This is a genomic window from Aestuariivirga litoralis (assembly GCF_015714715.1).
Lineage (GTDB): Bacteria > Pseudomonadota > Alphaproteobacteria > Rhizobiales > Aestuariivirgaceae > Aestuariivirga > Aestuariivirga litoralis_A.
Map to the genome: position 1 here is coordinate 731,202 of NZ_WAHS01000001.1, position 25,621 is coordinate 756,822.

The window sequence follows — 25,621 nt, forward strand, 5'->3', positions numbered from 1 at the left end:
TCTATCGGGGGCTTTGGCCGGGAGTATTCCGCTGCAGCAAGAGGTTTCAACACAGTCGCGCATTGCGGGCTTTGATGCCTTGCGGTTGGCCGCTGCGTTTGCCGTCGTTTGGGGGCACGTTGCGACCTTTGCGGTGTACTGGAAGCCGGATGCAGCTGATCCCAATTGGCTTTTTGCTGATTTCGCATTTGCCTTCAGCCGCTGGGCGGTTCCTGTGTTTCTCATGATGATGGGCACGCTTTGGGCTACGCGTGGTGGAGAAACTTTCTCCATCGCGCTGTGGCGGCGCAGGCTGCTTCGCATCGTTGCGCTGACGCTGGCCTCCTCCCTGCTTTACCTCACGATTTCGATCTTCGTGGTGGGCGATATCGAGAAGGAGGGCGTGCTTGGCGCGATGATGGGCGGCCTGCCGTTTCATCATCTGTGGTTCCTCTATCTTGCCACTGGAATTTATTTCTTCGCACCGATTGTGATGTGGGTCTGGCTGCGGCTACCGCGCACTTTGCGTTTTGGTATTATCGGCGCCGTCTTCCTCGCCTCGCTTTTCGCCTGCTGGCCTGGGCATGGACTTGCCATCAAAGCCATCGTCGGGCTGGCCATTTGCAGTTACTTCGTCATTGGCATCGAGCTTGCGCGTTGGCCCGCACCGGGTAAGAGCGAAGCCGTGTTCTGGGGCCTGGCATTTGTTGCGAGCGGCACGGCAGCTGCGGTGACGGGGGCAGCACTGGTGGGGCAGCTAGGCTGGGGCGGCTTTGAATATCCGTGCTCCTTCGGACATGTTTTCGTTGCCATCATGGCCGTGTCGGTGTTCCGGCTGGCGCCGCTGTTGCCGGCATCGGCGGGTGTGCAGCGAATGGCCCGGGCCACACCGCTGATTTATGTGCTGCACCCGATCGGAATCATCTTCTTCTTTGCCCACCGGCTACAGGATTTATGGAAGTTGTATCCGGTCGGAATTCCTGTCGTTTCGGTTCTTGTTTTTGCCACGGCGCTGGCGGCTTCCATGCTATTACTGAGCGGATTCCGCATGGTGATGGGATCGCGACCGGGGAACGTTGGTAAGGGACATGTATCTCAATAAATTCAAGCTGGACGGCAAGGTTGCGGTGATCACGGGTGCGGCGCGCGGCATTGGCTTTTGCACCGCTGATGCGCTGTCGGAAGCGGGTGCTGAAGTCATCCTGACCGACTTGAATGCCGAAGCCACGGAAGCCTCGGCGCAAAAGTTGCGGGACAAGGGCCGCAAGGCATCAGCTTTCGCGCTCGATGTGACGGATTCCAAGGCGGTCGAAGCGACGGCGCAAAAGATCATCAAGGCGCATGGCCAGGTTGATATTCTGGTCAACAATGCCGGCATCGCATTGTCCTTCGTCCCGGCCGAAGTGATGGATGATTTCACCTGGAACAAGGTGATGGATGTCAATCTGAACGGTGTGTTCTGGTGCTGCCGCTCATTCGGCAAGCACATGCTGGAGCGCAAGCAGGGCGCCATCGTCAATCTGGGCTCGATGTCGGCTGACATTGTGAATTATCCTCAGGAGCAGGCGCAGTACAATGCTTCCAAGGCTGGGGTGCATCACCTGACGCGCTCGCTGGCGGCGGAATGGGCGGAGCGTGGCGTGCGCGTCAATGCCGTGGCGCCGACTTACATCGAAACAGAAATGACCAAGGGCGTGCATGAGCGCCCGCCGGAGGTTCTGAAGGAATGGGTCGATTCCACGCCGATGGCGCGCATGGGCAAGCCGGAAGAGATTGCGTCGGTGATCCTGTTCCTGGCCTCTGATGCCGCGAGCCTGATGACCGGCGCTTGCGTGGCGGTGGATGGCGGCTACACCTTGTGGTGAGCGATTATGGCTGAACAGACTTATACGGGTGGCTGCCAATGCGGGGCGGTGCGCATTGAGGTGCAGGTGGATCTGGACAAGACGCGGACATGCAACTGTTCGCGCTGCCAGGCACTGGGCGCGGTGTGGGGGTACACATCGCTCGACAAGCTGAAAGTGCTGTCGGGCGAAGACCAGCTCACCACCTTCACCTTCAACCGCAATGTGGGGCAGCACAAGTTCTGCAAAATCTGCGGCATTGAATCTTTCGCGGTGGGTTCCATCGCGGTGATCAATGCCAATTGCCTCGATGGTGTTGATCCGCGCGCCCTCAAGCCGGAACATGCTAATGGCCGCGCGACATGACGGCATGGCGCAAGGGAGAAGCCCATCGCGCTTGGTTGAGGAAGCAGGCCGATAGTCTGTTTGATTTCTATCAGGCGGCAGCGCTTCATCCGGTAGGTGGCTTCTATCAGCTGGGTGACGATGGCAAGCCGATGAACGCGCTGCGCCAATTGCACGCCACGTGCCGTATGGTGCATTGCTTTGCGCTGGGCCAGTTGCTGGGCCGCGAAGGGGCAGCGCGGTTTGTTGATCACGGCATGGACTATCTGTGGAAGGCGCACCGCGATACCGCGCATGGTGGCTATGTCTGGTCGCTCAATAATGACGGCATCGTGGATGGCAGCAAGCAGGGCTATGGCCATGCCTTTGTACTGCTGGGGGCCAGCAGTGCAAAGATTGTGGGCCATCCGGATGCGGATCGTTTGTTGGCGGATGTGAGCGAGGTTCTGACCACGCGCTTCTGGGATGAGCAGGCGGGCGCACAGCGTGAAGAATTTGCGCGCGACTGGAGCGAGATCAGCACCTATCGCGGCCAGAATTCCAACATGCATCTGGTCGAGGCCTTGATAGCGGCGCATGAGGCCACGGACGAGGGCGTTTATCTGCAACGCGCTGAGCGGATCGCCGCATTGATCATAGGCAAGCATGCGGCCGATCTGCGTTGGCGGGTGGCCGAGCATTTCGATGAAAAATGGAATGTGGATTTTGACTATCAGGGCAATGATGTGTTCCGCCCGGCTGGAACCACGCCGGGGCATTCGCTGGAATGGGCCCGGCTGCTGCTGCAGCTGTGGGAACTGGGTGGGCGCAGGCAGGACTGGATGAAGCTTGCCGCCGCGAAACTTTTCAAGACCAGCATCGCGATTGGTTGGGATCAGGACAAGGGCGGCTTCTACTACGCACTCGACTGGCAGAACCGCCCACGCCTGCGCCAGAAGCTGTGGTGGCCGATGACTGAGGCGATTGGTGCGGCGCATTTTCTGGCCGAGCATGATGAAGACCCGTTCTTCGAGGAATGGTATCAGCGGCTGTGGAATTTCTGCGATGCGCATTTCATCGACCATGCTCAGGGCGGTTGGCACGTGGCACTGGGGGATGATTTGAAGCCGGCAGTCGGCTTCGAGGCAGGCAAGCCTGATCTTTATCACGCGCTGCAGGCCTGTCTCATTCCACTTTATCCGGCCACGGGAAGTCTGACCTCCGCGATCCGCTCTGGCATTTGAGCTTTTCCTGTTCTAGGAGAAACCAACAAGATTCTGAGGAGCGCACATCAAATGGCCAAGACACCTGCAAAGAAACACAAGATCGCCCTGTTGACCGCAGGTGGTTTGGCGCCGTGCCTCTCGGCATCCGTTGGGTTTCTGATCGCGGATTATTCCAAGAAGCTGCCCAAGGCCGAGATCATCGGTTACCGCAATGGCTATATGGGCCTGCTCAAGGGCTGGTCCGTGAAGGTGACGGCGAAGACGCGCAAGGATGCGCTGATCCTGACGCAACATGGCGGCTCGCCCATCGGCAACAGCCGCGTGAAGCTGACCAATGTGAAGGATTGCGTGAAGCGCGGCCTGGTCAAGGACGGCGAGAACCCGCTGCATGTGGCGGCTGAGCAATTGGTGAAGGATGGCATCACCATCCTGCACACGATTGGCGGTGACGACACCAACACCACGGCGGCAGATCTGGCCGCCTATCTGGCCAGCAACAATTATAATCTCACCGTGGTGGGCCTACCCAAGACCATCGACAATGACGTGATCCCGATCCGCCAGACTTTGGGCGCGGTGACGGCGGCCGAGCAGGGTGCCATCTTCTGGGAAAACTCGGTGAACGAGCAATCGACCTCGCCGCGCATGCTGCTCATCCACGAAGTGATGGGCCGCAATTGCGGTTGGCTGACGGCTGCCACCGCCGACACCTACCGCAAGCGCCTCAAGAAACTGAAATTCGTGCCCGATTTCAATCTGTCGATGGCGCACAAGGATATTGATGCGGTTTATGTGCCGGAAGTTTCGGTTGACCTTGAAGCGGAAGCCAAGCGCCTTTCCGCGCTGATGGACAAGAAGGATTGCGTGTCGATTTTCCTGAGCGAAGGGGCCGGCATCGAAGACATCGTGGCCGAGATGCGCGCGCGCGGCGAAGAGCCGGAGCGTGATGCCTTCGGCCATGTGAAGATCGACAAGATCAATCCCGGTGCCTGGTTTGCCAAGCGCTTTGCCGACATGGTGAAGGCGGAAAAAGTTCTCGTGCAGAAGTCGGGTTATTTCGCCCGCTCGGCCAAGGCCAACAAGGATGACTTGGCGCTGATCAAGATGATGTGCGCTGAGGCTGTCAAAAGCGCGCTCAAGGGCGTGTCCGGCGTGATCGGCCATGACGAGGAACAGAAGGGCAAATTGCGCGCCATCGAATTCCCCCGCATCAAGGGCGGCAAGGCGCTGGATGTGAAGCAGAAGTGGTTTGGCCAGTTGCTCAAGGATATCGGCCAGCCGATGGGGAAGACCCAAGAGGTGAAGCACTGAGCGTTACGCCGCACCGGTGGGTGATGCCCGCCGGTGATTGCGTGTTCACACCTATCGACCCGACGGCAGGCTTGCGTTAGCTTGGTTCTGCGCCTTGTTGTTGCGCGTGGAGGATGGGCATGTCAGAACACTGGACGGGCGGTTGCCAATGTGGGGCCGTTCGTTACGAGCTTTCCGTGCGGCCAACCAATGCCTGCATTTGCCATTGCCGCATGTGCCAAAAGCAATTCGGCAATTTCTTCGGTGCCTTTGCCGATGTGAATACGTCCGACTTCAAGTTGACGCGCGGTGAAATCAGCTATTTCAAGAGTTCAGATGATGCCTTGCGCGGGTTCTGCCGCGACTGCGGAACGCCCATCGCCTACAAATTCGCCTCGCAGCCTAAAATTTCGGTTTCGATTGGCTCGCTGGACCGGCACTTGGACATGAAACCGCAATTCCAGTATGGGCTTGAATCGCGCGAGCCGTGGCTCCTGGAGGTCCTGTCGCTTCCCGGGTCGGTAACTGGCGAAGGCGATAATGGCGTAGGCGACACGCCGGAAAGATTTGAAAAGATCCGCCTGAGCAGCAAACAGCACCCGGATCATGATACGGCAAATTGGCCCCCGCGGCCTCTTTGACTTCGTCATGCGCGGAGCCCTGACATTCGGGCCGGGTTGGCTCCGCGCATGTGAGGTGGTGTTCTAGTAAGCCTGGATCGGCAGCAGGCCACCGGGGCCGACCATAACCATCCAGATCTGGTCCGGGCCGGCCTTGATGATTTCCGGCGGTGCGCCTTTCACTTCGATCTTGATGTCGCCGGGTGCCACATCCATCGTCGGGCCGTCCGGGGCCTTGGCACCCGCGCCACCTTTGACCTTCACCTTCTTACCATTCACACTGACTTCCGCAGCGCTGTCATTGATATTGCCGAGGGCGAGTTTCACCTGGCCGGGCTTGGGGAACAAAGGTGACTTCGACGCCGCCGCCTTGTCGCTGATGCTGAGCGTGGCGGAAGCGCCATCGCCTTCCTTCTTGATCGCAACCGTCAACGGGCCGTTCGGCGTGTCATAGACCAGCACGACATTGTCTTCGCCCGTGTGCTCAGATGTGGTGGTGAAACCCTTCTTGGGCAATTCGTTCTGGTAGAACGCAGTGAGATCAATCACCGACGCGGATGTGGTGACGTTGATTGACTTGCGGAAGATCGAAGATTCGGACCCCAGCATCGAATGCTCGGTCGGGACCGGATAGCCATCCTTGTCCTCGGCGACCAAGGCAACTTTGCTGCCGCCCGCGTCTGCATTGCCTGAATCGGAATCGCCGCTGTCACCTGAATCTGCTGAATCAGTAGGCTTGCCATCGCCAGCCAGGCCATCACCGGTGCCGTTGATCATGGCGTGATCACCCATCTGCATGATGGTGAGATTGACGTCCTTGCCATCCTTCTTGAACATCAGCACTTGCATGTTGTCATTGTGGATGACGGAAGGGCTTTCCTTCCAGCCGGCCTTTTTCATCTCGGTCTTATAGAAGGCGGCGAGATCCTTGACCGAGGTCGTTGAGGTATAATCCAGCGTGCCGCTGGCGGCGTCGGGCGAATAGCTCAGGTCTTCCACACCATCGGGAATGGGGATGGGCGGCTTGGCATCTTCAGCGCGCACATAATGGCTGGCCAAGGTGAGCGTTGCAAACAAGGTGAGAGAAAAAAGCGGAACAGCGAAACTGGCTGCGCCAAAAAGACGTCGCGTCATGGACGATTACTCCAATGCTAGCACCCTCTGCGGGCTATCTAACATGAAGTTCAGGAAGAGACCACAGGGGAAATCAATATCTTGTCGATGCGGGTGCGGTCCATATCGACCACTTCAAAGCGCCAGTTGTTCCAGGTGATGTGATCGCCAGCCTTGGGGATATAGCCCAGCTTTGACAGCATGAAACCGGCCAGCGTGGTGAAATCATCCGTTCCATCCGCCATGCCGGAAATGCCAGTCAGGTCCTGCATCTCGTGGGTGGAAAGCCCGCCATCGGCCAGCCAGCTGCCATCCTCGCGCTGCACGGCGGAATAGTCTTCGCGGTGGGCGGGCTCGGGTAACACGCCGACGATGAATTCCATGATGTCCTTCATGGTGATCAAGCCCTGAAGTGCGCCATATTCATCAACAATGAGCGCCATGTTGGAGGAGGATTGTTTGAAGGCCTCCAGCGTTTCCAGCACTGAGCGCGATTCCGGCAGGTAGATCGGCTTGTGCACCATGCTGCGCAGATCAAACTTCGCAGCCGACTGGCGCAGCAGCATGTCCTTCACCACCACGATGCCGAGGATTTTATCAGGTGTCTTGTCCATCAGCGGATAGCGCGAATGACGGAACTCCCGCACTTTGCGCAGCACGGAGGCTTTGGGCTCCTTCACGTCCAGCCAGACAATGTCCTTGCGGTGGGTCATGGCGGCGGTGACGGAAATATCGTCGAGCCGCATCACGCGGTCCATGATCTGGCGCTCCGCCGGTTCCAGCGCGCCGCCTGCGGCACCCTCCGCGATGGCGGCTTTGACATCTTCTTCGCTGACTGAATTTGGTTCATCCGTTTTGATGCGTAGCAGGGCCAGCACCGCGCGGTTGGAAAAATCCAGCACGGCGACGACCGGGCGCGTGATGAGAGAAAGCCAATAGATCGGCATGGCAATCGCGGTCGCCACTGTATCCGCATGGCGCAGGGCGATCTGCTTGGGCACCAATTCGCCGATCACCAGCGAGAGATAGGTGACGCCGGTGACAACGATGGCGATCGCAATGTCATCGGCGCGCGTGCCGAGATCGGGATTGAGGCTGAGGAAATAGGCACCCAGGGGCTCCGCCAATGTCACGCCGCTGAAGGCACCAGAGAAGATGCCAATCAAGGTGATGCCGATTTGCACGGTGGACAGGAATTTACCCGGATCATCCTTCAAATCGAGCGCGATTTTGGTGGCGCGGTTCCCGGCTTGAGCGCGGGCCACCAGGCGGCTGCGGCGGGAGGAGACAACCGCAAGCTCAGTCATGGCGAAAACACCGTTGAGCAGGATGAGGAAGACGATAATCGCAATATCAAAAATCATGTGGCGTTAAATAGGCGCTGGCGGCTTGTTTCGCCAGAGCAAGGATGTGTATCTTTCAGGCATGACACTGGAAATTCTCACTCCTGCGGAAATGTATCAGGCCGATGCGCTGGCCTCTGGCGTGTTCGGCGCTTCCTCGCTCAAGCTGATGGAAAATGCCGGGCGCGCGGCGGCCGATGCGATCATTGCGCGCTTCAAGAAGCGGCATGTGGCAGTGATCTGCGGGCCGGGCAATAATGGCGGCGATGGTTTCGTGGTGGCGCGGTTGCTCGCTGCCAAAAAATGGCCGGTGAGCGTGTTCCTCACTTGCGAACTGATTCAGCTCAAGGGCGATGCCGCCTTGATGGCGAAGAAGTGGAAGGGGCGCGTGCATCCTTTTGCCAGCCTGGGGGCCAGCTTTGCGGGGCGGAACCGGCCAGCTTTGATTGTCGATGCGATCTTTGGCGCGGGGCTCAACCGGGAATTTCCACTGGCCTGGGCCGAGGCGATTGCGGCGGCGAAAGTTCCCACGGTGGCGATTGATGTGCCATCGGGGCTTGATGGTTTGACGGGGCGGCCGATTGGCGCCTGCATCACGGCTGATGTGACGGTGACATTCTTCCGCAAGAAGCCGGCGCATCAGTTGCAGCCGGGGCGCGCATTGTGCGGTGAAATTGTGCTGGCGGATATCGGCTTGCCGCTGCAGGTGCTGGAGGAAATACGCCCGCGGCTGTGGGAGAATTCAGCTCCGGAATTTCATGCGCTTGATGTGAGCGGGCATAAGTTCACCCGTGGGCATGCGGTGGTGTGGAGTGGGCCGGAACTTGCGACCGGAGCATCGCGGCTGGCGGCGCTGGCTGCGGCGCGGGTGGGGGCAGGGCTGGTGAGCCTAACGGGAGCTGAAGATGCGTTGAGGGTTCAGGCCGCGCATGTGACTTCGATCATGCTGAAGCCGGCGGAGAGCGATAGCGCGTTGGTTTCACTCCTCAGTGACCGGCGCATCAAGGCGTTTTGCATTGGGCCGGCGGCGGGCGTGTCGCATGCGCTGCGCCGCAAAGTTTTGGATGGGCTAAAATCGGGACCGGCCTGTGTGCTTGATGCAGACGCGCTGACGGCTTTTGCCGATGCGCCGCAGTCGCTGTTTGAGGCCATCCAGGCACACCCGGAACGGGGTTGCGTGCTGACCCCGCATGAAGGCGAATTCAATCGCCTTTTCAGCCTGTTGAAGGATTCAATTGAGAGCAAGGTAGAAGTGGCGCGGCGGGCTGCGGCGCTGTCCGGCGCGGTGGTGGTTTTGAAGGGGGCGGACACGGTGATCGCATCACCTGATGGGCGCGCAAGGATCAACAGCAATGCGCCGCCCACGCTGGCCACGGCGGGTTCAGGTGACGTTTTGGCGGGGCTGATCACGGGGCTTTTGGCTCAAGGATGGGATGCTTTTGGAGCCGCTTGTGCAGCTGTTTGGTTGCATGGGGAGGCCGCTGCGCGGGTTCCCCGGCGGACGCTGATTGCCGAGGACCTGATCGGGATGATTGGCCTGTGAAGAAGCTGATGGACAGTCCCGGCTTCCTGCTGCTGGGCACCGGGCTGGGGCTGGGTTTGAATTTCCCGCTAGGCAAGCTGGCCTTTGCGGCGGGATTTGCGGCGCCGGTTTGGGCGGCTTTCATTTCACTGGGGGCAGGACTGGTGCTGCTGGTGGTTGCCTCGCAGTCGGAAGCCTGGCCGCAGGACAAATTGGGGTTGATCCGCTTTTCCTTTCTGTCTGGTTTTCTCTCCTTCGTGATGCCCAATCTGATCACCTTTACGGTGATCCCCAAGATCGGCAGCGGATTGACCGGGCTGATGTTTGCAATTTCACCGATGATGACGGCCTTGCTGTCCTGGGCGTTCAATGTGCGGCCTCCTAACAAGCTGACGCTGATGGCCATCGGGCTCGGCTTCATCGGCGCGGTGGTGATCGTGTTCGGCAAGGATGGCGGCGTGGGCGGCGGCATTTCGCCGTGGCTGCTGCTGGCGCTGTGCATTCCGTTCTTTCTGGCGGCGGGCAATCTCTATCGCAGCCTGGGCTGGCCCAAGGATGCAGGGCCGCGGCTGCTGGGCAGCCTGACCAACCTGTCGGCCGTACCGTTTCTGCTGATTGTCGCATTGCTGCTGCATGGTACGATTGATCTTGCACCATTTGGGCAAGCGCCGCTTCTAGCCTTTTCGCAGCTACTGGCATCCAGCCTGATGTTCATGCTGTTCTTCCGGCTGCAGCAGGTGGGCGGCCCGACTTATCTGAGCCAGATCGGTTATGTGGGCGCGGCGGTGGGGCTGTTTGCCGGGGTGACGTTTCTGGGAGAGAGCTACCCAGTTGAAGTGTGGATAGGGGCGGCGATCATCGCGGTGGGGATTTCGCTTTCAACTTACGCTTCTACACGCGGCTAAGTCGCCGCCCAGAGCAGGCCGCGTTCCACCATGGTACGGAATTGTGGCACAGCGAATTCATCTGCCGTGTGACCCAGCGCGCAATAGAACACGCGGGCCTTGCCATAGATTTTCTTCCAGGCCACCGGCATGACAACGCCCTTGATGAAGTCGCAATGCGTGCCGTCAAAAGTCGTGGTGGCCAGCACTTCATTGGCGGGGTCCACATGCATATAATATTGCTCGGAGCGGTAATCGAAATCGGCGATGCCCTGCATGATAGGATCGTTTGGCTTGGTCACATTCACGCGGTAATCGATAATGTTGCCGGGATGGGACACCCACTGGCCGCCAGTCATGAACTGATATTCGGTTTCGTTGCGGAATGAATCGCACATCAGCCCGTGAAAGCCGCCGAGGCCCACTCCGCTGCGCACCGCGTCGCACAGGTTCTGCACTTCCTCCTCGCCGATCACCGACATGGTGATCATTGGCACGATGAGGTTCATTTTGTGGATGGCGGGATCAGCGAAAGCGGCGGTGGAGTTTTCCACCCGCACATCGAAATCTTTGGCGGCCAGCATATCGCGGATGACGTGAGCGGAACGTTCAGGCGTGTGGCCTTCCCATCCGCCCCAGACGATCAGAGCTTTCTTCTTCGTCATCTTAGTGCGCGCGCCGGGGCTTCAGCTGGTAACAATTGTGGTCGCGGTCAAAGCCGACGAAATATTCGCCCACCTGCGGGTGGCGCACGGGCTCGGCATTGTCATCAACCAGCAAGTTCTGCTCGGAGACATAGGCCACATATTCCGTATCCTCGTTCTCGGCGAGGAGATGATAGAAGGGTTGGTCCTTGCGGGGGCGGGCTTCGGCAGGGATCGAGTTCCACCATTCCTCAGTGTTGTTGAAGACCGGATCGACATCAAAAATCACACCGCGGAACGAGAACAGGCGGTGCCGGACAACCTGGCCGATCTGAAATTTGGCGTTGGGAAGAATGCTCATTGCCACTCCAAATTACCCAACAGGAGGGTGGGAACGCAAGGGGGCTTTAGCGCATGGCAAAAGGCAGTGGCCCTGCACCCTGCAGTCCCTGGCGCAATGCGGCATGGCGCAGAGGTGGGAATTTCTCCACTGCGGCCAAGGCGGTAGCGCGGGCGAGGTGGAAACCCTCAAGACCCGACAGAAGCGAGTGATTGAGCAAGCTGGTGACGGACAGCCTGGCCATCACATCCACACGGCGGGCCTTGTCATAGGCGGCGCAGACGGAGGCCGCACCGGGGTCTTCAGCCCCGATGATCAGATCAGCCGCAGTGGCGGCATCACGCAGCGAAAGGTTGAGGCCCTGGGCGCCGATGGGCGGCATCATATGGGCGGATTCGCCGATGAGCAAAGTGCGCGACCTCGCCAAAGTGGTGGCGCGTTGCATCTTCATGGCGAAGGTCTTGCGCGGGGTGACATTGGAGATGCGGCCCAGAGTGCCATGGCTTTCCAGCTGGATTTCGGTGGCGAGCTCTTGGCCGGTGAGGGCCAGCAGCTGCTCGATCTTTTCCGGGCGGGCCATCCAGACCAAGCTGGAACGGCGGCCGGGCAAGGGCACGGTGGTGAAGGGGCCATCCTGCTTGTGCCATTCGGTCGAGACATCGTCATGCGGGCCGGAATGATCAAAGCTGGTGACCAGAGCCATTTGGTCATAGCGCGAGGTGGCGAGTGAAAAGCCGAGCGCGCTGCGCAGCTGTGATTTGGCGCCGTCGGCCGCCAGCAGCACCTGTGCTGAAATTTGCTGGCCATCATCTGTGGTGACGCTGATCTGCGTGCCTTGATCGGTGGCGCTTTCGCTCTTGGCATTGATGAAGGTGACGCCTACCGCTTCGGCGCGCGCCTTCAAAGCCGGGACGAGATGTGTGAGCGGCACGTTGAAGCCGAATTCCTCCAGGTTCATTTCCAGGGCGGCGAATTCGATTGCGGGTGCTGAGACGAGATGCTGCAGATCATCGACCAGACGCAAACGCTTCAACGGCGCGCTGTGGTCCTTGATGGTACCTGGCCACACGCCGATGAAAGACAGCAGCTTCATCGCCGGCTGCATCAGTGCGGTGGTGCGCGGATCGTCCTGAATACCGGGCGCGATCACGGCCGTCTTCACGCCTTCTTGCGCCAGCAAAGTTGCGGCGGCGAGGCCTGCTGGCCCCGCGCCGGAGACGATGGCGGTGTAATCCGTCATCAGGCCTTGGGCTCGGTGTTGCGGAAGGAATCGCGCTTGATGAAGGCGCTGTGCCATTCACTCAATTGCGGGAAGGTTTCGCGCCAGCCGGGGGCGAGGCTGCGCAGATCAATGTAATGCAGCACCACGGCGGCGGCGATGCTGCCGAGATTGACCTCGGCCATTTCGCCCAGCCATTTGCCTTGCATCTCTTTCATGCAGGCGGCGAGGCGAGCCTTCTGGCGGGCTTCGAATTCCGGCCAGACTGCATCCCGGGGCCGCGAGAATTGTTCATAGCGCAGCGTCACTGAAGCATCGCCGAGTCCACATGCCAGCGCCAGCAAAGTGAGAACCCGGAAATGCTTGTTGCCCTCATCCGGCAGCAGCTTCTTGTTGCCAGACACATGACAGAAATATTCCATGATCACCCGGCTGTCATAGAGCGCATGGCCATGTTCGGTCTCCAGCACCGGCACCTTGGCGATGGGCGAGAGGGCCTCCAGCTCTGCCGTGACCTTGTCGGGGGCGGCGCGCATGTTGACCAGCTGCACCCGCATGCCGAGATCACATTCAAGGGCGGTGATCATGCTCATGCGCACGAAGGGGGAAATCAGATCGCCGTACAGTTTCATGGTTTTTTCTTTGGCTGCTTGGTGGGTTGTTTGTCGGATGGCTTTTCCGCGGGCGGTGGTGCCAGGATGCCGGGATTGAACGTCATGGACGGGTCTTTGTCAAAGAAGAAGGACGGGCGCAAAGTCACTTCATGCCAATAGGTGGGCAGGATCGGATAGTCCTCGGGCCGTGGCACATGGCGGAAGCCCATCGTGTACCAGAGCACCAGGTCTTCATTGTTGATCGAGCGCTTCTGCGCCACGAAGGCGGGCAGGCCTTCATCCTTGGTGGCGAGATTGGGATAGAGCCCGGCAGACCATTGCTCATCCGCCGCATAATGTGTGGCCCAGAGTGCATAGGCGGTGAAACCGGCGCGATATTGCGGCGGGTCGGCCTTGTCGAGCACCGAGGTGACGCTGTGGGCGCCATCAATCAGGTAACCAGGATTGTATTTCAGACCGGTCTTTTCATTGGGGTTGATCACGCGCCATGTTTCGCCGGCAGCGCCATGCTCCGGCGCCACCGGGCCTTCCGCGGCGTAGCGATCTGACTTCACCGTCCACAGCGATTTGCGGGTTTTTGAATTGGGGATTGCGGCGGGCATGATGCTGTCGCGCACCAGCGCGTTCTTTTCACCATCCACATCAAGGTCCATCCGGAAGGAGAAATAATGATCGTGGTTGGGAGCAATCGTATAGGGCGCGATCAGGTTGCCGTATTTGGTGGCTTCTGCTGCATTCGGATCATCCATGTCCTTCACCGCGGTGCCCTTGATGGCGTCGAAGCCGGTGGCCCCGACCTTCATGGTGATGTTGCCCTGCGGGGTAAACACATAGTCGATCAGATAGTCATAATTGCCGAGCGTGGCCACATGGCGCACCACCATTTCGGTTTGCGGTATGCCGTTCACATATTGGTCGGCCGCCGTATAGTGCCGCCAGGACGGATCGCCGGTGGCGCGTTCGAACACGCACAAAGCAGTGGGCCTAGTGTAGGTGCCGCCAATGTCATTGGGGAAGGTGAGATCGAAATAATAGGAGGCCAGCGGGCAATCGACGCCGGGACGCAGGCTTGAGATTTGATAACCGATGCCGAATTCACCGGCATCCATGAAGGTGCGGTAGGACCATGTCGGGTCGGGGTCCATGTAGGGCACGAAAATTTCCGAGAGATTGAGCTGATAGGCCACATCGCGCAGCCGCGCGCCATCCTGGAAACGGATGAGATTGAGGATCAATCCAGCGCGTTTGTCGGCCCTTGCATGCAGCGACCAGTTCGCCCATTTGATATCGAGATTGCCGCTGACCTGGATGTTGGTGCCTTGTGGGGCCATGATGGCGATCGGCTTCAGGGCGGGGCCGAGTTTCGGATCTGCATCACTGTAACCCGCCGGCATGGGCGGCATATCAACAACGCCATTATCGATCACATCCAGCACCTGGCCGGAATCGGTATCGACGATGCCCATCAGGCCCTCCACCGGGCGGGCGGCCACGGCGCTGATGCCATTGTCTTTCACGAAGCAGGGGATTTTGACGACGCGCTTGCCGTCGAGGCCGTCACCGGGGAAATAGCCGGCGGAATTGGGCGTGCAGAAGACATCCGCCTCCTTGAGCTTGCGCTTTTCGAGGGCGGCCTTGTAGCGCGGGTCGGCGATGAAGGCATCGCGGCCCTTATCCCATTCGAAATCCATGATCATCGGCTGGGCCGCGGGTTTAGGCGTGAACGATACGAGTTTTTTGGCGGAAAGATCGATCACCGCTTCATAAGTGATGAGGTTGCGGCGCAGGACCACGAAGGCCGATCTTGTGAAGGGCGTGCCAGGCTTCCAGGCGCGCATCACGTCCTTCTCGCCCGGCATCAAGGTGACAGCGGGGTAGACGGTGTTGGCATCGGCATTCTTGCTGTCGGTGAGGATTTTGACGGCCAGGGTTATTTCATCCGGCGTCAAAGCGTCGAGCGGGCCGAAGGGGCCCTTCTTGTCCGGCACTGCGGGGGCGGAAAAGGCCAGCCCGGCAAGGCAGAGGAGAATCATCAGGGCGAGAGGCGCGCGCTTTGTCATGCGCATTTTCTAAACCAGCTACGCGCCGAAATCATCAGCCAAGCTTGTGACCGAGGCGGCCTGCGACATCCTGGATGAACTGCCAGGCCACGCGGCCCGAGCGCGCGCCACGGGTGACCGACCACTCATTGGCCCGATGCTCAAGGTCTTCTTTCGCAATCTTCAGGCCGAAATGCTTGGCATAGCCATGCACCATGTCGAAATAATCATCCTGCGAGCAGTTGTGAAAGCCGAGCCAGAGGCCGAAGCGATCCGACAGTGAGACTTTTTCCTGTACCGCTTCAGAAGGCGAAATGGCGGTGGAGCGTTCATTCTCGATCATGTCGCGCGGCATCAAGTGGCGGCGGTTCGAGGTAGCATAGAACAGCACATTTTCAGGCCGGCCTTCGAGGCCGCCATCGAGAGCTGCCTTCAGTGACTTGTAGCTGGTGTCATCACCATCGAACGAAAGATCGTCGCAGAACACAATGAAGCGGAACTTGGCTGCGGCGCGCAGGATGGCCATCAACTGGGGCAGGGAGTTGATATCTTCGCGGTGGATTTCGATGATCTTGAGCGCGGGCACCGTCTTGGCAATCTTGGCATGAGCCGACTTGACCAGCGACGACTTGCCCATGCCGCGCGCGCCCCAGAGCAGCGCATTGTTGGCGGGCAGGCCCTTGGCGAAGCGGGTGGTGTTTTCCAGCAAAGTGTCCTTGGCCTGGCCGATGCCCTTCAATAGGTCCACATCCACGCGGTTGACCTTGGCGACAGCTGCCAAGCCAGCCTGCGGGCCGTTCCAGACCAAGGCGGCCACCTTGCTGAAATCAGGCGTTGCAGGCGGGGCTGGTGCGAGGCGTGAAAGTGCCTCGGAAATGCGTTTCAGCTCAGCCAATTCGGTGGATTTCGACATCAAAAAAACCTTCTCTCCAAAGGTTGCAATGGCCTAATCCATAGCTATATTCCGCGCAACCTTTGTTTGGCTGCCCATTCCGGGCGGCCCCATTGTGAGCCGTCCTTTTTGGGTGGCATGGGAGACCTGATGAATATCGTTCCAATTCTGGCGCAAGCTGCACCAGCACCCGGTGCCGTTGACATGTTCGGCATGATCCTGCCGATGCTCGGCATTCTCGCGGTGTTCTATTTCTTCATGATCCGCCCGCAGCAGCAGAAGGCCAAGGAACACCAGAAGATGCTGGGCCAGGCAGAACGCGGCGATACGATCGTGACCAATGGCGGCCTGATCGGCAAGATCGTCAAGGTTGTCGACGACAATGAACTGCTGGTCGAAGTTGGCCCCAATGTGCAGGTGCGCGTGCTGCGTCAGGGCATTGCCGATGTGCGTGCCAAGGGTGAACCGCAGAAGCTGAAGAAGCCCTGATGTTTCATTATTCACGCTGGCGTGTTCTGCTGATTCTCGGCACGGTGCTTTTGGGCATCGTGCTGGCCTTGCCCAATGCTCTTGATCCCCTTGGTTACAGCAATGTGATGACCCGTTTTGGCCTCAAGCCGATGACCCTGGGCCTCGACTTGCAGGGCGGGTCCAACATCCTGATGGAAGTTGACCAGAAAGACCTGACCGACAAATTGCAGCAGCAGTTGATGGGCGACATTCGTCTCAGCCTGCGCGAACAGAAGGTGGGCTATAGCGGCCTCGGCAAGACCGACAATGGCGTGACCGTGACGGTGAACAAGCCGGAAGATACGGACAAGGCCTCAACCGAATTGAAGAAGCTGCTCAATCCGGTGGATTCGGGCGTGCTATCAGTCGGGACAGCGGTGAACCTCTTCACCCTGACACAGAATGGCAATCAGTTTGTCTTCGCGATTGATCCCATCGGTTTTGATGCCAAGACGGCTGGTTCGATCAAGCAGGCGATCCATGTGATCGAGCTGCGTATCAATGGGCTTGGCACGACGGAATCGACCATCCAGCAGCAGGGCAAGGGCCGCATATCAATTCAAATTCCTGGCCTGCAAGACCCTGACCGGGTGAAGACGCTGCTCGGCTCCACGGCGAAGCTCAACTTCCAACTGCTTTGCGCCGAGCAGGCCACGGCGCCGAATTCACTGCCACCGCCTGATTGCGCCGCCTATCCGCAAAAGGAAAGCGTGGACGCCAAGCTTCTGGAAAAGCAGAAGACGGATGCGACAGCCCAGACACTCACCGATGCCGAACTGAAGGCCCTGCCGCAGATGTGGGTGCAGACTTCGCGGCAGGCGACAGTTGACGGTGCTGATCTCACTGACGCGCAATCGACCTTTGACCAGAACAACTCTCCTGTTGTGTCGTTCAAGTTCAACCAGAAGGGTGCTGTGCGTTTCGGCAAGCTGACCGCCGATAATGTGGGCAAGCCATTCGCCATCGTTCTCGACGGCATCGTGCAGAGTGCCCCCAATATCAATGAAGCCATTCTCACGGGTTCAGGTCAGATTTCCGGCCGCTTTACAGTGGAGCAGACCAACGATCTCGCGATCACGCTGCGCTCTGGTGCATTGCCAGCCAAATTGGCCATCGTCGAAGAACGCACTGTGGGCCCGACGCTAGGTGCTGACTCGATCAAGGCTGGTGTTTACGCCTCGATTGCTGGCCTGGTTTTCGTCATGCTGTTCATGCTGCTGCCTTATGGCTTCTGGGGAATCGTTGCGGACCTCGCGCTGATCGTGAACCTGATTCTTCTGGTTGGTGTCATGTCATTCTTCGGTTTTACGCTCACGCTGCCCGGCATTGCCGGTATCGTGCTGACGCTGGGCATGGCGGTGGACTCCAATGTGCTGATCTATGAACGCATCCGAGAAGAATGGCGGCACGGCAAATCGGCCATGCAGTCGATTGAGACTGGATTCAAGGCGGCGCTCAGCACCGTCACCGATGCGAACGTCACCACACTTATTGCCGCCTTCGTGCTGTTCGGCGTGGGCTCTGGCCCGGTGCGTGGCTTTGCCATCACGCTGGCGGTCGGCATCGTTACCACCATGTTCACTGCTTTCGTTCTTACCCGTCTGATGGTTGCGGCCTGGGTCAAACGCTACAAGCCCAAGGAGATCAACCTCTGATGCGCTGGAAACCCATCCGGTTCGTTCCTGACGATACCAAGATTCACTTCATCCGCGTATCGCGCTTCGGCTTCTTCCTGTCCGGCATCCTGTGCGCGGTTGCCATTGCGCTGTTTGCCTTCAAGGGCCTGAATTACGGCATCGACTTCAAGGGCGGTTCTGAGATCGCCATCCGCACGCAGGGCCCGGCCCAGCTTGATAAATTGCGCAACGAGCTGAACAATATTGGCCTTGGCTCCATCGAGTTGCAGCAATTCGGCAGCCCGCAGGATGTGAAAATCCTGGTGCCCGCACAGGGCGGCGGTGATGCCAATGAACAGGCCGCACAGCTGAAAGTCATCGACACGTTGAAGTCGCTGGAGGCCGGTGTTGAAATCCGCTCCAAGGACACGGTGGGTGGCAAGGTTTCGGAAGAACTGACGCAGCAGGCCACCGGTGCTGTGATGCTGTCGATCCTTTTTGTTCTGTTTTATCTGTGGGCACGTTTTGAATGGCAATTTGCCATGGGTGCCGTGATCTCGCTGCTGCATGACGTGGTATTGTCTATTGGTCTGTTCAGTTTGATCGGGCTCGAATTCAATCTCTCGATCATTGCCGCGATTTTGACAATTGTCGGCTATTCGCTGAATGACACTGTCGTGGTGTTTGACCGCGTGCGTGAGTTTCTCAGGCGCTACAAATCGATGAACCTGGCCGACCTGATCGACTTCTCGATCAATTCGGTTCTGCCGCGCACCATGCTCACCTCGGTCGCCACGTTGATGGCGTTGCTGGCGCTCTACTTCTTTGGTGGTGAAGTGATCCGCGGTTTCTCCTTCGCGATGATCTGGGGCGTGGTGGTCGGCACTTATTCGTCGATCTTCATTGCGGCGCCTGTTTTGATCCTGCTGGGCACCAAGCGCGAGATTTCGAGCTCTGAAGCCAACCCTGAAAAAGGGCGGGGCAAGCGCCGTTGAACAAGAAACTGCCGGAACGCCGCCCGATCGAGTCATTCGGCGAGGGCGGGTTCCGCTTTGGCGACCATTCGCACCGCGGCCATTTGTTAATTTTACCATCCGGCATGCGCGCGTGGGACGGGGACGATTTCTCCGCTATCATAGCTGAAATGGATGGCTTCGATTTCCTCGTGATCGGCACTGGCGCGAAATTTGAACGGGTTTCGGCTGGCGCACTGGCCAGGCTGGAAGCGTTGGGCATCCGCCCTGACGTCATGGCGACATCTGCCGCTGTACACACCTACAATCTGATGTTCGGCGAAGACCGGCGGGTGGCCTGCGCGCTGAAGGCGGTGGGGTGATGGATGACATGGCCCGCATCGTTCACACTCATGACATTGACCGCTATTTAAGCGCGCTGTTCGTGCCCGGCGAAAAGCGCGCCCATGTGATGGCGCTCTATGCGTTCAATGCCGAAGTGAACCGCATTGCCTATAATGTCAGCGAGCCGCAATTGGCGGAAATCCGCCTGCAATTCTGGATGGATGTGGTTGACTCGATCTTTCACGGCGATGTGCAGGCCCATCCGGTGGCGCAGGCTTTGGCCGGGGCCGTGCAGGCGGGCGACATTCCCAAATATGCCTTGATGAATCTGCTCAAGGCGCATCAGTTTGATTTCTATTCCGACCCGATGCCCAGCCTGAATGACCTTGAGGGCTATCTGGGTGAGACGCAGTCCTCCGTCATCAAGATGGCGGCGATGATCATGGATTCTGACGGCGCGCTGGAAGCCAGCGAGGCCTGCGGCCTGGCCGGCGTGCGCTATGGGGTGGCGCAGGTGCTGAACCAGTTGCCCCGTGCACAGAGACTGAAACAGTGCTTTCTGCCGGCTGATCTTCTAGCCAAGCGGCAAGTTGATCCTACGCATCTGTTTGATCCGGAGTCCGAGGCGGGGATTGGCGTGGTGCTGGCGGACTTGCGTGCTCTCGCTGAGGAACGGCGGGAACAGTTGCGCCGCGTGACCTGGACGATTTCGCCCAAGGTGGCGCCAGCCTTCCTGCATGTGGCGCTGGCTGATCCTTATCTGCAAAAGGCACGCAAACGGGGCAGGGCGGTGCTGGTCAAGGGCTGCGACATCAGCCCGCTGCGCAAACAATGGCTGATTTACAAGGCCGCCAAGCAGGTTCGGTTTTAACCCTTTTCAGTGGTTGCTCTTTGGCCGAACAGCGGTTATTCACCCCGGCAGGCCGGGCAAATATCCCGGCCTAACAAGGTGTCGGGGCGTAGCGCAGTCTGGTAGCGCACCTGCCTTGGGCGCAGGGGGTCGCGAGTTCGAATCCCGCCGCCCCGACCACTTTGAATCTGAGTTTGAAACTTCATGGGGTTACGTTACCATGAAGCCGGATTCTCCAGGGGACGTCTGATGACCGCACGCATTTACAAGCCCGCCCGCAACGCCATGCAGTCTGGCAAGGCGAAGAATGAGTGGTTCTTGGAATTCCTGCGCGAGACGAGACCTTCGGCTGATCCGTTGATGGGCTGGACCTCTGGCGACACATCCACCCAGGTCAAGCTGCGCTTCGACACCCGCGAGGAAGCCGAAGACTATGCCAAGCGCAATGGCATTGCTTACATGGTGCAGCCGGAAACACCCGCCCGCATGCAGAAGAAATCCTATTCCGACAATTTCAAATTCGGGCGCAAGGATAACTGGACGCACTGAATACCTCGCGCCAATTCCCTTTGTGAATTGCGCTTGGTTCCCGCGCCAATTCCTTCGGAATTGCGCTTCTTAGGCCCCGTAGCTCAGCTGGACTAGAGCAACGGATTTCTAATCCGTCGGTCGCATGTTCGAATCATGCCGGGGTCGCCATTTCCTGCCCTCACGTTGTTCGCATTAGCTAAATTCCCGCCCTCACTTGAGCGTTCACTTCTGCGGTTTTTGGACAGGGCGACCGGAGAGGTCTGCTTCAGGTGCTACCGGCTTTGCCGGTGCGTCGGCTTGATCGTGCCGGGCTGTTCCGTCCTTGTCGGGCTGTTCCGGTGAGCCGCCATTGATCATGCTTTTCCAGCGGTCGCGTGAGCCACGTGAGGCTCCCGGCAAATCTTGGGCTGGAGTTGCAGCAATGTCTTTTCGTCCTGGGCGCATTTTTCTGCTCCTCATCGCTTGGTGATGACGATCAATGGGCCGCGCCCTCAAATGTTCCACCTGGACTACCGCGTTCGGTTGCAGCTCTGGCGACCTCGCTTTACAACTTTGTGGCGTATTTCGTCCGTAAGAAACAAGATTAATTCAAACCCATATCAGAACGTTATGGGCACTCCGAAGAAAGCTTGAAGTTGTATGTGTTGAAAATATGCGGGAAATATTCAACCGGTTAATGCCGTCAATACAGTTCTTTGCCGCTGAGTTCCATGAAACCACAAAAATATACCCGTTAACTCACTACAATTGAGCGATTTTCATTAAGAGGCCCGCAACAACTCTAGGCTGATTATTTGCCCTGCGAAACTTCACCCGTACCCTGTACGGGCACTCAACTTAACCAATTGAGGAGTATTGCAGATGTTAGCTTTCAATCAGAACTTGAAGACATTGTCCCATTGCCCAAGGTAGCCTTGCGTCCGTACGCGCGGATGTTCTTGGCGTGGTGAAGGCCAAGTTGAACGTATTGTCCAACCGGCAATTGGTTGGGCTCTGCGTATCAACTGGTGGCGACAACTGCGGCGGCCAGAACCGCGCAGGGCTCTCCAAGCTCATCACAGCAAGGATCGGGCTGCTGAACCGTCGCCAACTGCTGAATGTCTGTGTCAGCGTGGGCGGTGGCTGTGGCAATGGGCGCACGACTGTTGTGCAGCATAAACCACCGGTCATCCAACCGCGTCCCGACGGGCGTAGCGTTAGCGGAATTGAAATCGCGGATGACGACGTGGCTTTCAAATGCCGTCAGGTCATCAATCATCCGGGCCGCTTCGATTCCGCTTTCGTAAAGTTGTGCCGGCGCTTCTAGCGCAAGCATCTCATTCAGGAGCAAATCCGATGATCCAAGATGAGATTCTGAAAGACATGAAAAGACTTCGCGCGATTGCTGAGAGCACGGACATCAGATACGGGTTCTGGAGTCTGATGATGGATGCAGAAGCCTGCATCCAGGGCAAGCGGACCATATTGCCGCCTGACCAGATTGACCAACAATTGCGCGAAACGATTGCGGAAATCAAACGGCGATCAAGCCACTAAAAAAGCCTCAGGTCCTTTTCGGGCCGGAGGCCTTTGATTACGGATTGACGAAGTCGCCGCATTTGGGCGGTGCATTCGTATCGGTGCCCCAGGGCATGATCGGCACGGTCGAAGTCGAATTCTGCGGCGAGCCGTCGATCAGCTTGTCGGTATAGCTCATATAGACCAGCACATTGCGCTTGGGGTCGCAGCCCCGCACGATCTGCATCTTCTTGAAGAACAGCGAACGGCGGGCGCGGTAGATGTCTTCGCCCTGATCGAATTTGCCGCTGATCTTGATCGGGCCCACCTGACGGCAGGCAATCGAGGTTTCCGAGCGCTGTTCGGCAAAGCCGGCCCAGCCGGTCCAGCCGCCTTGTTCAGGAATGGTGAAATAGCAGGCCACGCCTTCGATGGCCGGATCATCGATCACATAGGTTGCGAGCTTGGCATCCGGCGAGAGCAGGTGGAACACCGTGCTCTTTTTGAAGATCAGTTCCGGATCGTCGGCCATGTCAGCCTGGGCCATACCGGCAAAGCCGAGACACAAAGCAGCAGCAGCGGCCAGGCGGGTGAAGGTTTTCATTGATGCATTTCTCCTCGGGGAGAGAGATTGGTGTTCCTGCGCCAAAATCAAGTGGTTCTTCTAAAGGGTGCGTCAGGGGACGCAAACTCGGCCTGCCCCTTTGCTGGCGACGCATTGTTCAATCGCTTAAAGCCCGCATCAAGATCGGCGATCAGATCTTCAGGATGTTCAAGCCCGATATGCAGGCGCAGCGCCGGGCCATCGGTCGTCCATTGGGTGACCGTGCGGTGCGGCTTGAACGGCACCACCAGACTTTCAAACCCGCCCCAGGAATAGCCCATGGAGAACAGCTCCAGCCCATCCAGCATGGCGGCCACGGCTTTGTCGCTGGCGGGTTTCAGAATGAGCGAGAACAGACCGGATGCGCCGGTGAAGTCACGCTTCCAGATGGCATGGCCCGGTGCATTGGAGAGTGCGGGATAAAGCACGGTTTCAACCTCGGCCCGCCCGCGCAGCCATTCGGCGACCTGGATGGCGGATTTCTGGTGGCGCTCGAGGCGCACATCGAGCGTACGCAGGCCGCGCAGGGCCAGATACATGTCATCAGGGCCAGCAAACTGTCCCATGATTTCATACATCTCGCAGAACTGTGGCCATGTGGCTTCTGAGCAGACAACCGAACCAAACATCGCATCGGAATGGCCGACGATATATTTAGTCGCGGCCTGCACGGAGATATCGCAGCCATGGTCGAAGGCCTTGAAGAAGTGGCCGGCACTCCAGGTGTTGTCGATCATTGCGAGTGCGCCGTGTTCATGGATGATCTTGCAGAGCAGGGGCACATCTTGCATTTCCATGGTCTGCGAGCCGGGGCATTCGAGATAGACAATTTTGGTGTTGGGCTTGATCAAGCCTTTCAGCTTCTCGCCCACCAGTGGATCGTAATAGGTGGTTTCAATGCCAAGTCCGGCAAGCAGCCTGTCACAGACATCACGCACCGGCGCGTAGACAGTATCAACCATCAACAGATGATCGCCGGATTTCAGGAACGCCAGCAATGCGGTGGTGATGGCCGCCAGGCCCGAGGGTGAAACTTTGCAGGCAAAGCCGCCTTCAAGCTCGGCAATCGCCTCCTCGATGGCGCGTGATGTAGGCGTGCCACGGCGGCCGTAAACGTAAGGCTGCTTGCGGTTCTTGAGGGCTTCCACATCCTCAAAGGTTACTGTCGAAGCATGATAGACGGCCGGGTTCACCATGCCATGTTCGTTATAGGCGCGCGCGGCGGTGGCCACCTGAGTGGCGGCTTTCAGTTTTGAGCGGTCGATCGGCTTCTTAGACATTTCAAAATCCGTGTTTGCAGTGGCGGGCATCATGCCCGCCGCCGCACTCCGGCTCAATGCTGAAATGTCCTTATTGCCCTGCGTTTAGCTCAGACGCCTTTGCCGCCGGGGCCTAATGTGGCCACCCGGAGCAGGTTGGTGGTGCCAGGAGCGCCGATAGGAACGCCTGCGGTGATCAGGATCTTTTCGCCAGGCTTGGCGAATTCTTCGCTGAAGGCGATTTCGCTGGCACCGCTCATCATCTCATCAAGGCTCTGCGCATCCGGCACCACGAGCGGATGAATGCCCCAGGTCAATGTCAAACGGCGGGCGGTGTTGACGATGGGCGTCAGCGCCAGGATCGGCATTGAAGGTCGCTCCTTGGCCACGCGGTTGCCGGTGATGCCGCCGCCAGTGTAGCAAACGATGACCGGAATATGGAGGCTTTCGGCAATGGTACGGGCGGCTGCCGAAATGGCGTCGGCAGTGGTATTGCCCGGCTCGGCGCGCTGAGCGTGGAGAATGCCGTTGTAATAGGTATCGCCCTCGGCGGACTGGGCCACCTTGTCCATCGTTTGCACAGCCTTTTCAGGCCAGGCGCCCGACGCGCTTTCGGCGGAGAGCATGACCGCATCCGCGCCTTCATAAACGGCGGTGGCCACGTCAGAGACTTCGGCGCGCGTCGGCACCGGCTCGGTGATCATGGATTCGAGCATTTGGGTGGCCACCACCACCGGCTTGCCATACCGGCGCGCGGCTCTCGTGATGTGCTTTTGTTTGGCTGGCACGGTTTCGAGTGGCAGTTCGACGCCCAAGTCTCCACGCGCGACCATCAGGCCGTCAGCAAATTTCAGAATGTCATCCAGCACCGGCAGGGCCGATGGCTTTTCGATCTTGGCCATGACGAAAGCGCGGCCTTTGACCAGCTGCTTGGTTTCGGCCACGTCTTCAGCGCGCTGCACGAAGGAAATTGCGATCCATTCCACGCCTAGTTGGGCTGCGGCTTCCAGATCGGCGCGGTCTTTTTCAGTGAGCGCCGGAATGGGAAGCAATGTATCCGGCAGGTTGACGCCCTTGCGGTCTGACAGCGTGCCGCCATAGATCACTGTGGTGTCGAGGCGGGTGGCTTCGGCCTTGGTAATCTGCACGCGCAGGCGGCCATCATTGAGCAGAAGATTTTCGCCCAGTTTGGCACCGGCGAAAATTTCCGGATGCGGAAGATAAACGCGGGTTGCATCGCCGGGGGCTGGATTGGTGTCAAAAATGAAATTGTCACCGGCTTTGATCACCACCTGCTTTTCAGCAAATGTGCCGATGCGGATCTTGGGGCCCTGCAAATCGGCGAGGATGCCGATGGGACGTTTCACTTTTTCCTCGACCGCACGGATGTGGCCATGCAGCTCCTTGAGAAGCGCATGACTCGTGTGGCTCATATTGATGCGGAACACATCCACGCCGGCGATGAACAGCTTCTCGATCATCTCGCGGGTGTTGGACGCCGGGCCCAAAGTGGCCAGGATTTTGACTTTGCGGTTTCTATGCACGCGTATTGCCTTTTTTGTT

Annotated in this window: 28 protein-coding genes and 2 tRNA genes; 17 read left to right on the plus strand and 13 right to left on the minus strand. The window is 58.6% G+C overall.

What is annotated here, in order from left to right:
* Positions 1-13: 13 nt before the first annotated feature.
* The 6 genes from F8B91_RS03855 (at position 14) to F8B91_RS03880 (ending at position 5,304) form a co-directional block, all read left to right on the plus strand.
* Complete coding sequence (locus tag F8B91_RS03855; protein WP_196502385.1) at positions 14-1,081, plus strand: acyltransferase; 1,068 nt, start codon at positions 14-16, stop codon at positions 1,079-1,081.
* On the plus strand, positions 1,068-1,844 hold the full coding sequence (locus F8B91_RS03860) for an SDR family NAD(P)-dependent oxidoreductase (RefSeq protein WP_196502386.1): 777 nt from the start codon (positions 1,068-1,070) through the stop codon (positions 1,842-1,844). Before F8B91_RS03855 ends, F8B91_RS03860 begins: the two co-directional genes overlap by 14 nt.
* A 6-nt stretch (positions 1,845-1,850) precedes the next feature.
* Positions 1,851-2,189 carry a GFA family protein gene (locus F8B91_RS03865; protein WP_196502387.1) on the plus strand — a complete coding sequence of 113 codons (339 nt, stop codon included), beginning with the start codon at positions 1,851-1,853 and terminating at the stop codon, positions 2,187-2,189.
* A complete protein-coding gene (locus tag F8B91_RS03870; protein ID WP_196502388.1) occupies positions 2,186-3,391 on the plus strand; it encodes an AGE family epimerase/isomerase in 1,206 nt (401 codons plus the stop codon). The genes F8B91_RS03865 and F8B91_RS03870 overlap by 4 nt, the downstream gene beginning before the upstream one ends.
* A gap of 51 nt (positions 3,392-3,442) precedes the next feature.
* Complete coding sequence (locus tag F8B91_RS03875; RefSeq protein ID WP_196502389.1) at positions 3,443-4,684, plus strand: pyrophosphate--fructose-6-phosphate 1-phosphotransferase; 1,242 nt, start codon at positions 3,443-3,445, stop codon at positions 4,682-4,684.
* 119 nt (positions 4,685-4,803) lie between these two features.
* Complete coding sequence (locus F8B91_RS03880; protein WP_196502390.1) at positions 4,804-5,304, plus strand: GFA family protein; 501 nt, start codon at positions 4,804-4,806, stop codon at positions 5,302-5,304.
* A gap of 63 nt (positions 5,305-5,367) precedes the next feature.
* Here the strand turns inward: F8B91_RS03880 and F8B91_RS03885 are convergent, their stop codons facing one another.
* Both F8B91_RS03885 and F8B91_RS03890 read right to left on the minus strand, forming a co-directional pair.
* Complete coding sequence (locus F8B91_RS03885) at positions 5,368-6,417, minus strand: hypothetical protein (RefSeq protein ID WP_196502391.1); 1,050 nt, start codon at positions 6,415-6,417, stop codon at positions 5,368-5,370.
* A gap of 50 nt (positions 6,418-6,467) precedes the next feature.
* On the minus strand, positions 6,468-7,760 hold the full coding sequence (locus F8B91_RS03890; protein ID WP_196502392.1) for a hemolysin family protein: 1,293 nt from the start codon (positions 7,758-7,760) through the stop codon (positions 6,468-6,470).
* 61 nt (positions 7,761-7,821) lie between these two features.
* Here F8B91_RS03890 and F8B91_RS03895 point away from each other — a divergent pair, with 61 nt between their 5' ends.
* Together F8B91_RS03895 and F8B91_RS03900 are read left to right on the plus strand one after the other, a co-directional pair.
* Positions 7,822-9,282, plus strand: coding sequence for an NAD(P)H-hydrate dehydratase (locus F8B91_RS03895; protein WP_246714954.1), 1,461 nt, complete (start codon positions 7,822-7,824; stop codon positions 9,280-9,282).
* An 8-nt stretch (positions 9,283-9,290) separates the two neighbouring features.
* On the plus strand, positions 9,291-10,166 hold the full coding sequence (locus F8B91_RS03900) for a DMT family transporter (protein ID WP_196502393.1): 876 nt from the start codon (positions 9,291-9,293) through the stop codon (positions 10,164-10,166).
* Here F8B91_RS03900 and F8B91_RS03905 read toward each other — a convergent pair.
* Genes F8B91_RS03905 through F8B91_RS03930 form a run of 6 tightly spaced genes read right to left on the minus strand, consistent with a single transcriptional unit; the run spans position 10,163 to position 15,914 of the window.
* A complete protein-coding gene (locus F8B91_RS03905; protein ID WP_196502394.1) occupies positions 10,163-10,810 on the minus strand; it encodes a ThuA domain-containing protein in 648 nt (215 codons plus the stop codon). The genes F8B91_RS03900 and F8B91_RS03905 overlap by 4 nt on opposite strands.
* A gap of 1 nt (position 10,811) precedes the next feature.
* Positions 10,812-11,150, minus strand: a complete 339-nt coding sequence (gene hspQ / locus F8B91_RS03910) for a heat shock protein HspQ (protein ID WP_196502395.1) — start codon at positions 11,148-11,150, stop codon at positions 10,812-10,814.
* Between the two features lie 46 nt (positions 11,151-11,196).
* Positions 11,197-12,369, minus strand: a complete 1,173-nt coding sequence (locus F8B91_RS03915) for an FAD-dependent monooxygenase (protein WP_196502396.1) — start codon at positions 12,367-12,369, stop codon at positions 11,197-11,199.
* Positions 12,369-12,980, minus strand: coding sequence for a glutathione S-transferase N-terminal domain-containing protein (locus tag F8B91_RS03920; RefSeq protein WP_196502397.1), 612 nt, complete (start codon positions 12,978-12,980; stop codon positions 12,369-12,371). Before F8B91_RS03920 ends, F8B91_RS03915 begins: the two co-directional genes overlap by 1 nt.
* Positions 12,977-15,022 (minus strand): tyramine oxidase, encoded by a 2,046-nt coding sequence (locus tag F8B91_RS03925; RefSeq protein ID WP_196502398.1) that lies wholly within the window; start codon positions 15,020-15,022, stop codon positions 12,977-12,979. The genes F8B91_RS03920 and F8B91_RS03925 overlap by 4 nt, the downstream gene beginning before the upstream one ends.
* Positions 15,023-15,056: 34 nt before the next feature.
* On the minus strand, positions 15,057-15,914 hold the full coding sequence (locus F8B91_RS03930) for an ATP-binding protein (RefSeq protein WP_196502399.1): 858 nt from the start codon (positions 15,912-15,914) through the stop codon (positions 15,057-15,059).
* 129 nt (positions 15,915-16,043) lie between these two features.
* Here F8B91_RS03930 and yajC point away from each other — a divergent pair, with 129 nt between their 5' ends.
* The 8 genes from yajC (at position 16,044) to F8B91_RS03970 (ending at position 20,866) form a co-directional block, all read left to right on the plus strand.
* Positions 16,044-16,382: a preprotein translocase subunit YajC gene (gene yajC, locus F8B91_RS03935; RefSeq protein ID WP_196502400.1), complete on the plus strand. Its 339-nt coding sequence runs from the start codon at positions 16,044-16,046 to the stop codon at positions 16,380-16,382.
* Entirely contained in the window at positions 16,382-18,058 is a 1,677-nt protein-coding gene (gene secD, locus F8B91_RS03940) for a protein translocase subunit SecD (RefSeq protein ID WP_196502401.1), read from the plus strand. The genes yajC and secD overlap by 1 nt, the downstream gene beginning before the upstream one ends.
* Positions 18,058-19,014, plus strand: coding sequence for a protein translocase subunit SecF (secF, locus tag F8B91_RS03945; RefSeq protein ID WP_196502402.1), 957 nt, complete (start codon positions 18,058-18,060; stop codon positions 19,012-19,014). Before secD ends, secF begins: the two co-directional genes overlap by 1 nt.
* Complete coding sequence (locus tag F8B91_RS03950; protein WP_196502403.1) at positions 19,011-19,355, plus strand: Mth938-like domain-containing protein; 345 nt, start codon at positions 19,011-19,013, stop codon at positions 19,353-19,355. The genes secF and F8B91_RS03950 overlap by 4 nt, the downstream gene beginning before the upstream one ends.
* Positions 19,355-20,188, plus strand: a complete 834-nt coding sequence (locus tag F8B91_RS03955; RefSeq protein ID WP_196502404.1) for a phytoene/squalene synthase family protein — start codon at positions 19,355-19,357, stop codon at positions 20,186-20,188. Before F8B91_RS03950 ends, F8B91_RS03955 begins: the two co-directional genes overlap by 1 nt.
* An 82-nt stretch (positions 20,189-20,270) precedes the next feature.
* Positions 20,271-20,347, plus strand: a tRNA-Pro gene (locus tag F8B91_RS03960).
* Positions 20,348-20,416: 69 nt separating this feature from the next.
* Positions 20,417-20,716, plus strand: coding sequence for an ETC complex I subunit (locus tag F8B91_RS03965; protein ID WP_196502405.1), 300 nt, complete (start codon positions 20,417-20,419; stop codon positions 20,714-20,716).
* Between the two features lie 72 nt (positions 20,717-20,788).
* Positions 20,789-20,866: transfer RNA gene (locus F8B91_RS03970), tRNA-Arg, on the plus strand.
* A gap of 54 nt (positions 20,867-20,920) precedes the next feature.
* Here F8B91_RS03970 and F8B91_RS03975 read toward each other — a convergent pair.
* Both F8B91_RS03975 and F8B91_RS03980 read right to left on the minus strand, forming a co-directional pair.
* Positions 20,921-21,142 carry a hypothetical protein gene (locus tag F8B91_RS03975; RefSeq protein ID WP_196502406.1) on the minus strand — a complete coding sequence of 74 codons (222 nt, stop codon included), beginning with the start codon at positions 21,140-21,142 and terminating at the stop codon, positions 20,921-20,923.
* Between the two features lie 556 nt (positions 21,143-21,698).
* Positions 21,699-22,028 carry a hypothetical protein gene (locus tag F8B91_RS03980; RefSeq protein WP_196502407.1) on the minus strand — a complete coding sequence of 110 codons (330 nt, stop codon included), beginning with the start codon at positions 22,026-22,028 and terminating at the stop codon, positions 21,699-21,701.
* 5 nt (positions 22,029-22,033) lie between these two features.
* Here F8B91_RS03980 and F8B91_RS03985 point away from each other — a divergent pair, with 5 nt between their 5' ends.
* Positions 22,034-22,234 (plus strand): hypothetical protein, encoded by a 201-nt coding sequence (locus F8B91_RS03985; RefSeq protein WP_196502408.1) that lies wholly within the window; start codon positions 22,034-22,036, stop codon positions 22,232-22,234.
* A 37-nt stretch (positions 22,235-22,271) separates the two neighbouring features.
* Here the strand turns inward: F8B91_RS03985 and F8B91_RS03990 are convergent, their stop codons facing one another.
* The 3 genes from F8B91_RS03990 to pyk all read right to left on the minus strand — a co-directional run bounded on the left by F8B91_RS03990 (position 22,272) and on the right by pyk (position 25,602).
* The gene (locus F8B91_RS03990; protein WP_196502409.1) at positions 22,272-22,799 is read right to left on the minus strand and encodes a CreA family protein; all 528 of its coding nucleotides are present in this window, start codon (positions 22,797-22,799) and stop codon (positions 22,272-22,274) included.
* Positions 22,800-22,846: 47 nt separating this feature from the next.
* The gene (gene metC / locus F8B91_RS03995; RefSeq protein WP_196502410.1) at positions 22,847-24,079 is read right to left on the minus strand and encodes a cystathionine beta-lyase; all 1,233 of its coding nucleotides are present in this window, start codon (positions 24,077-24,079) and stop codon (positions 22,847-22,849) included.
* An 89-nt stretch (positions 24,080-24,168) separates the two neighbouring features.
* Positions 24,169-25,602 (minus strand): pyruvate kinase, encoded by a 1,434-nt coding sequence (gene pyk / locus F8B91_RS04000; protein ID WP_196502411.1) that lies wholly within the window; start codon positions 25,600-25,602, stop codon positions 24,169-24,171.
* Between the last annotated feature and the right edge of the window lie 19 nt (positions 25,603-25,621).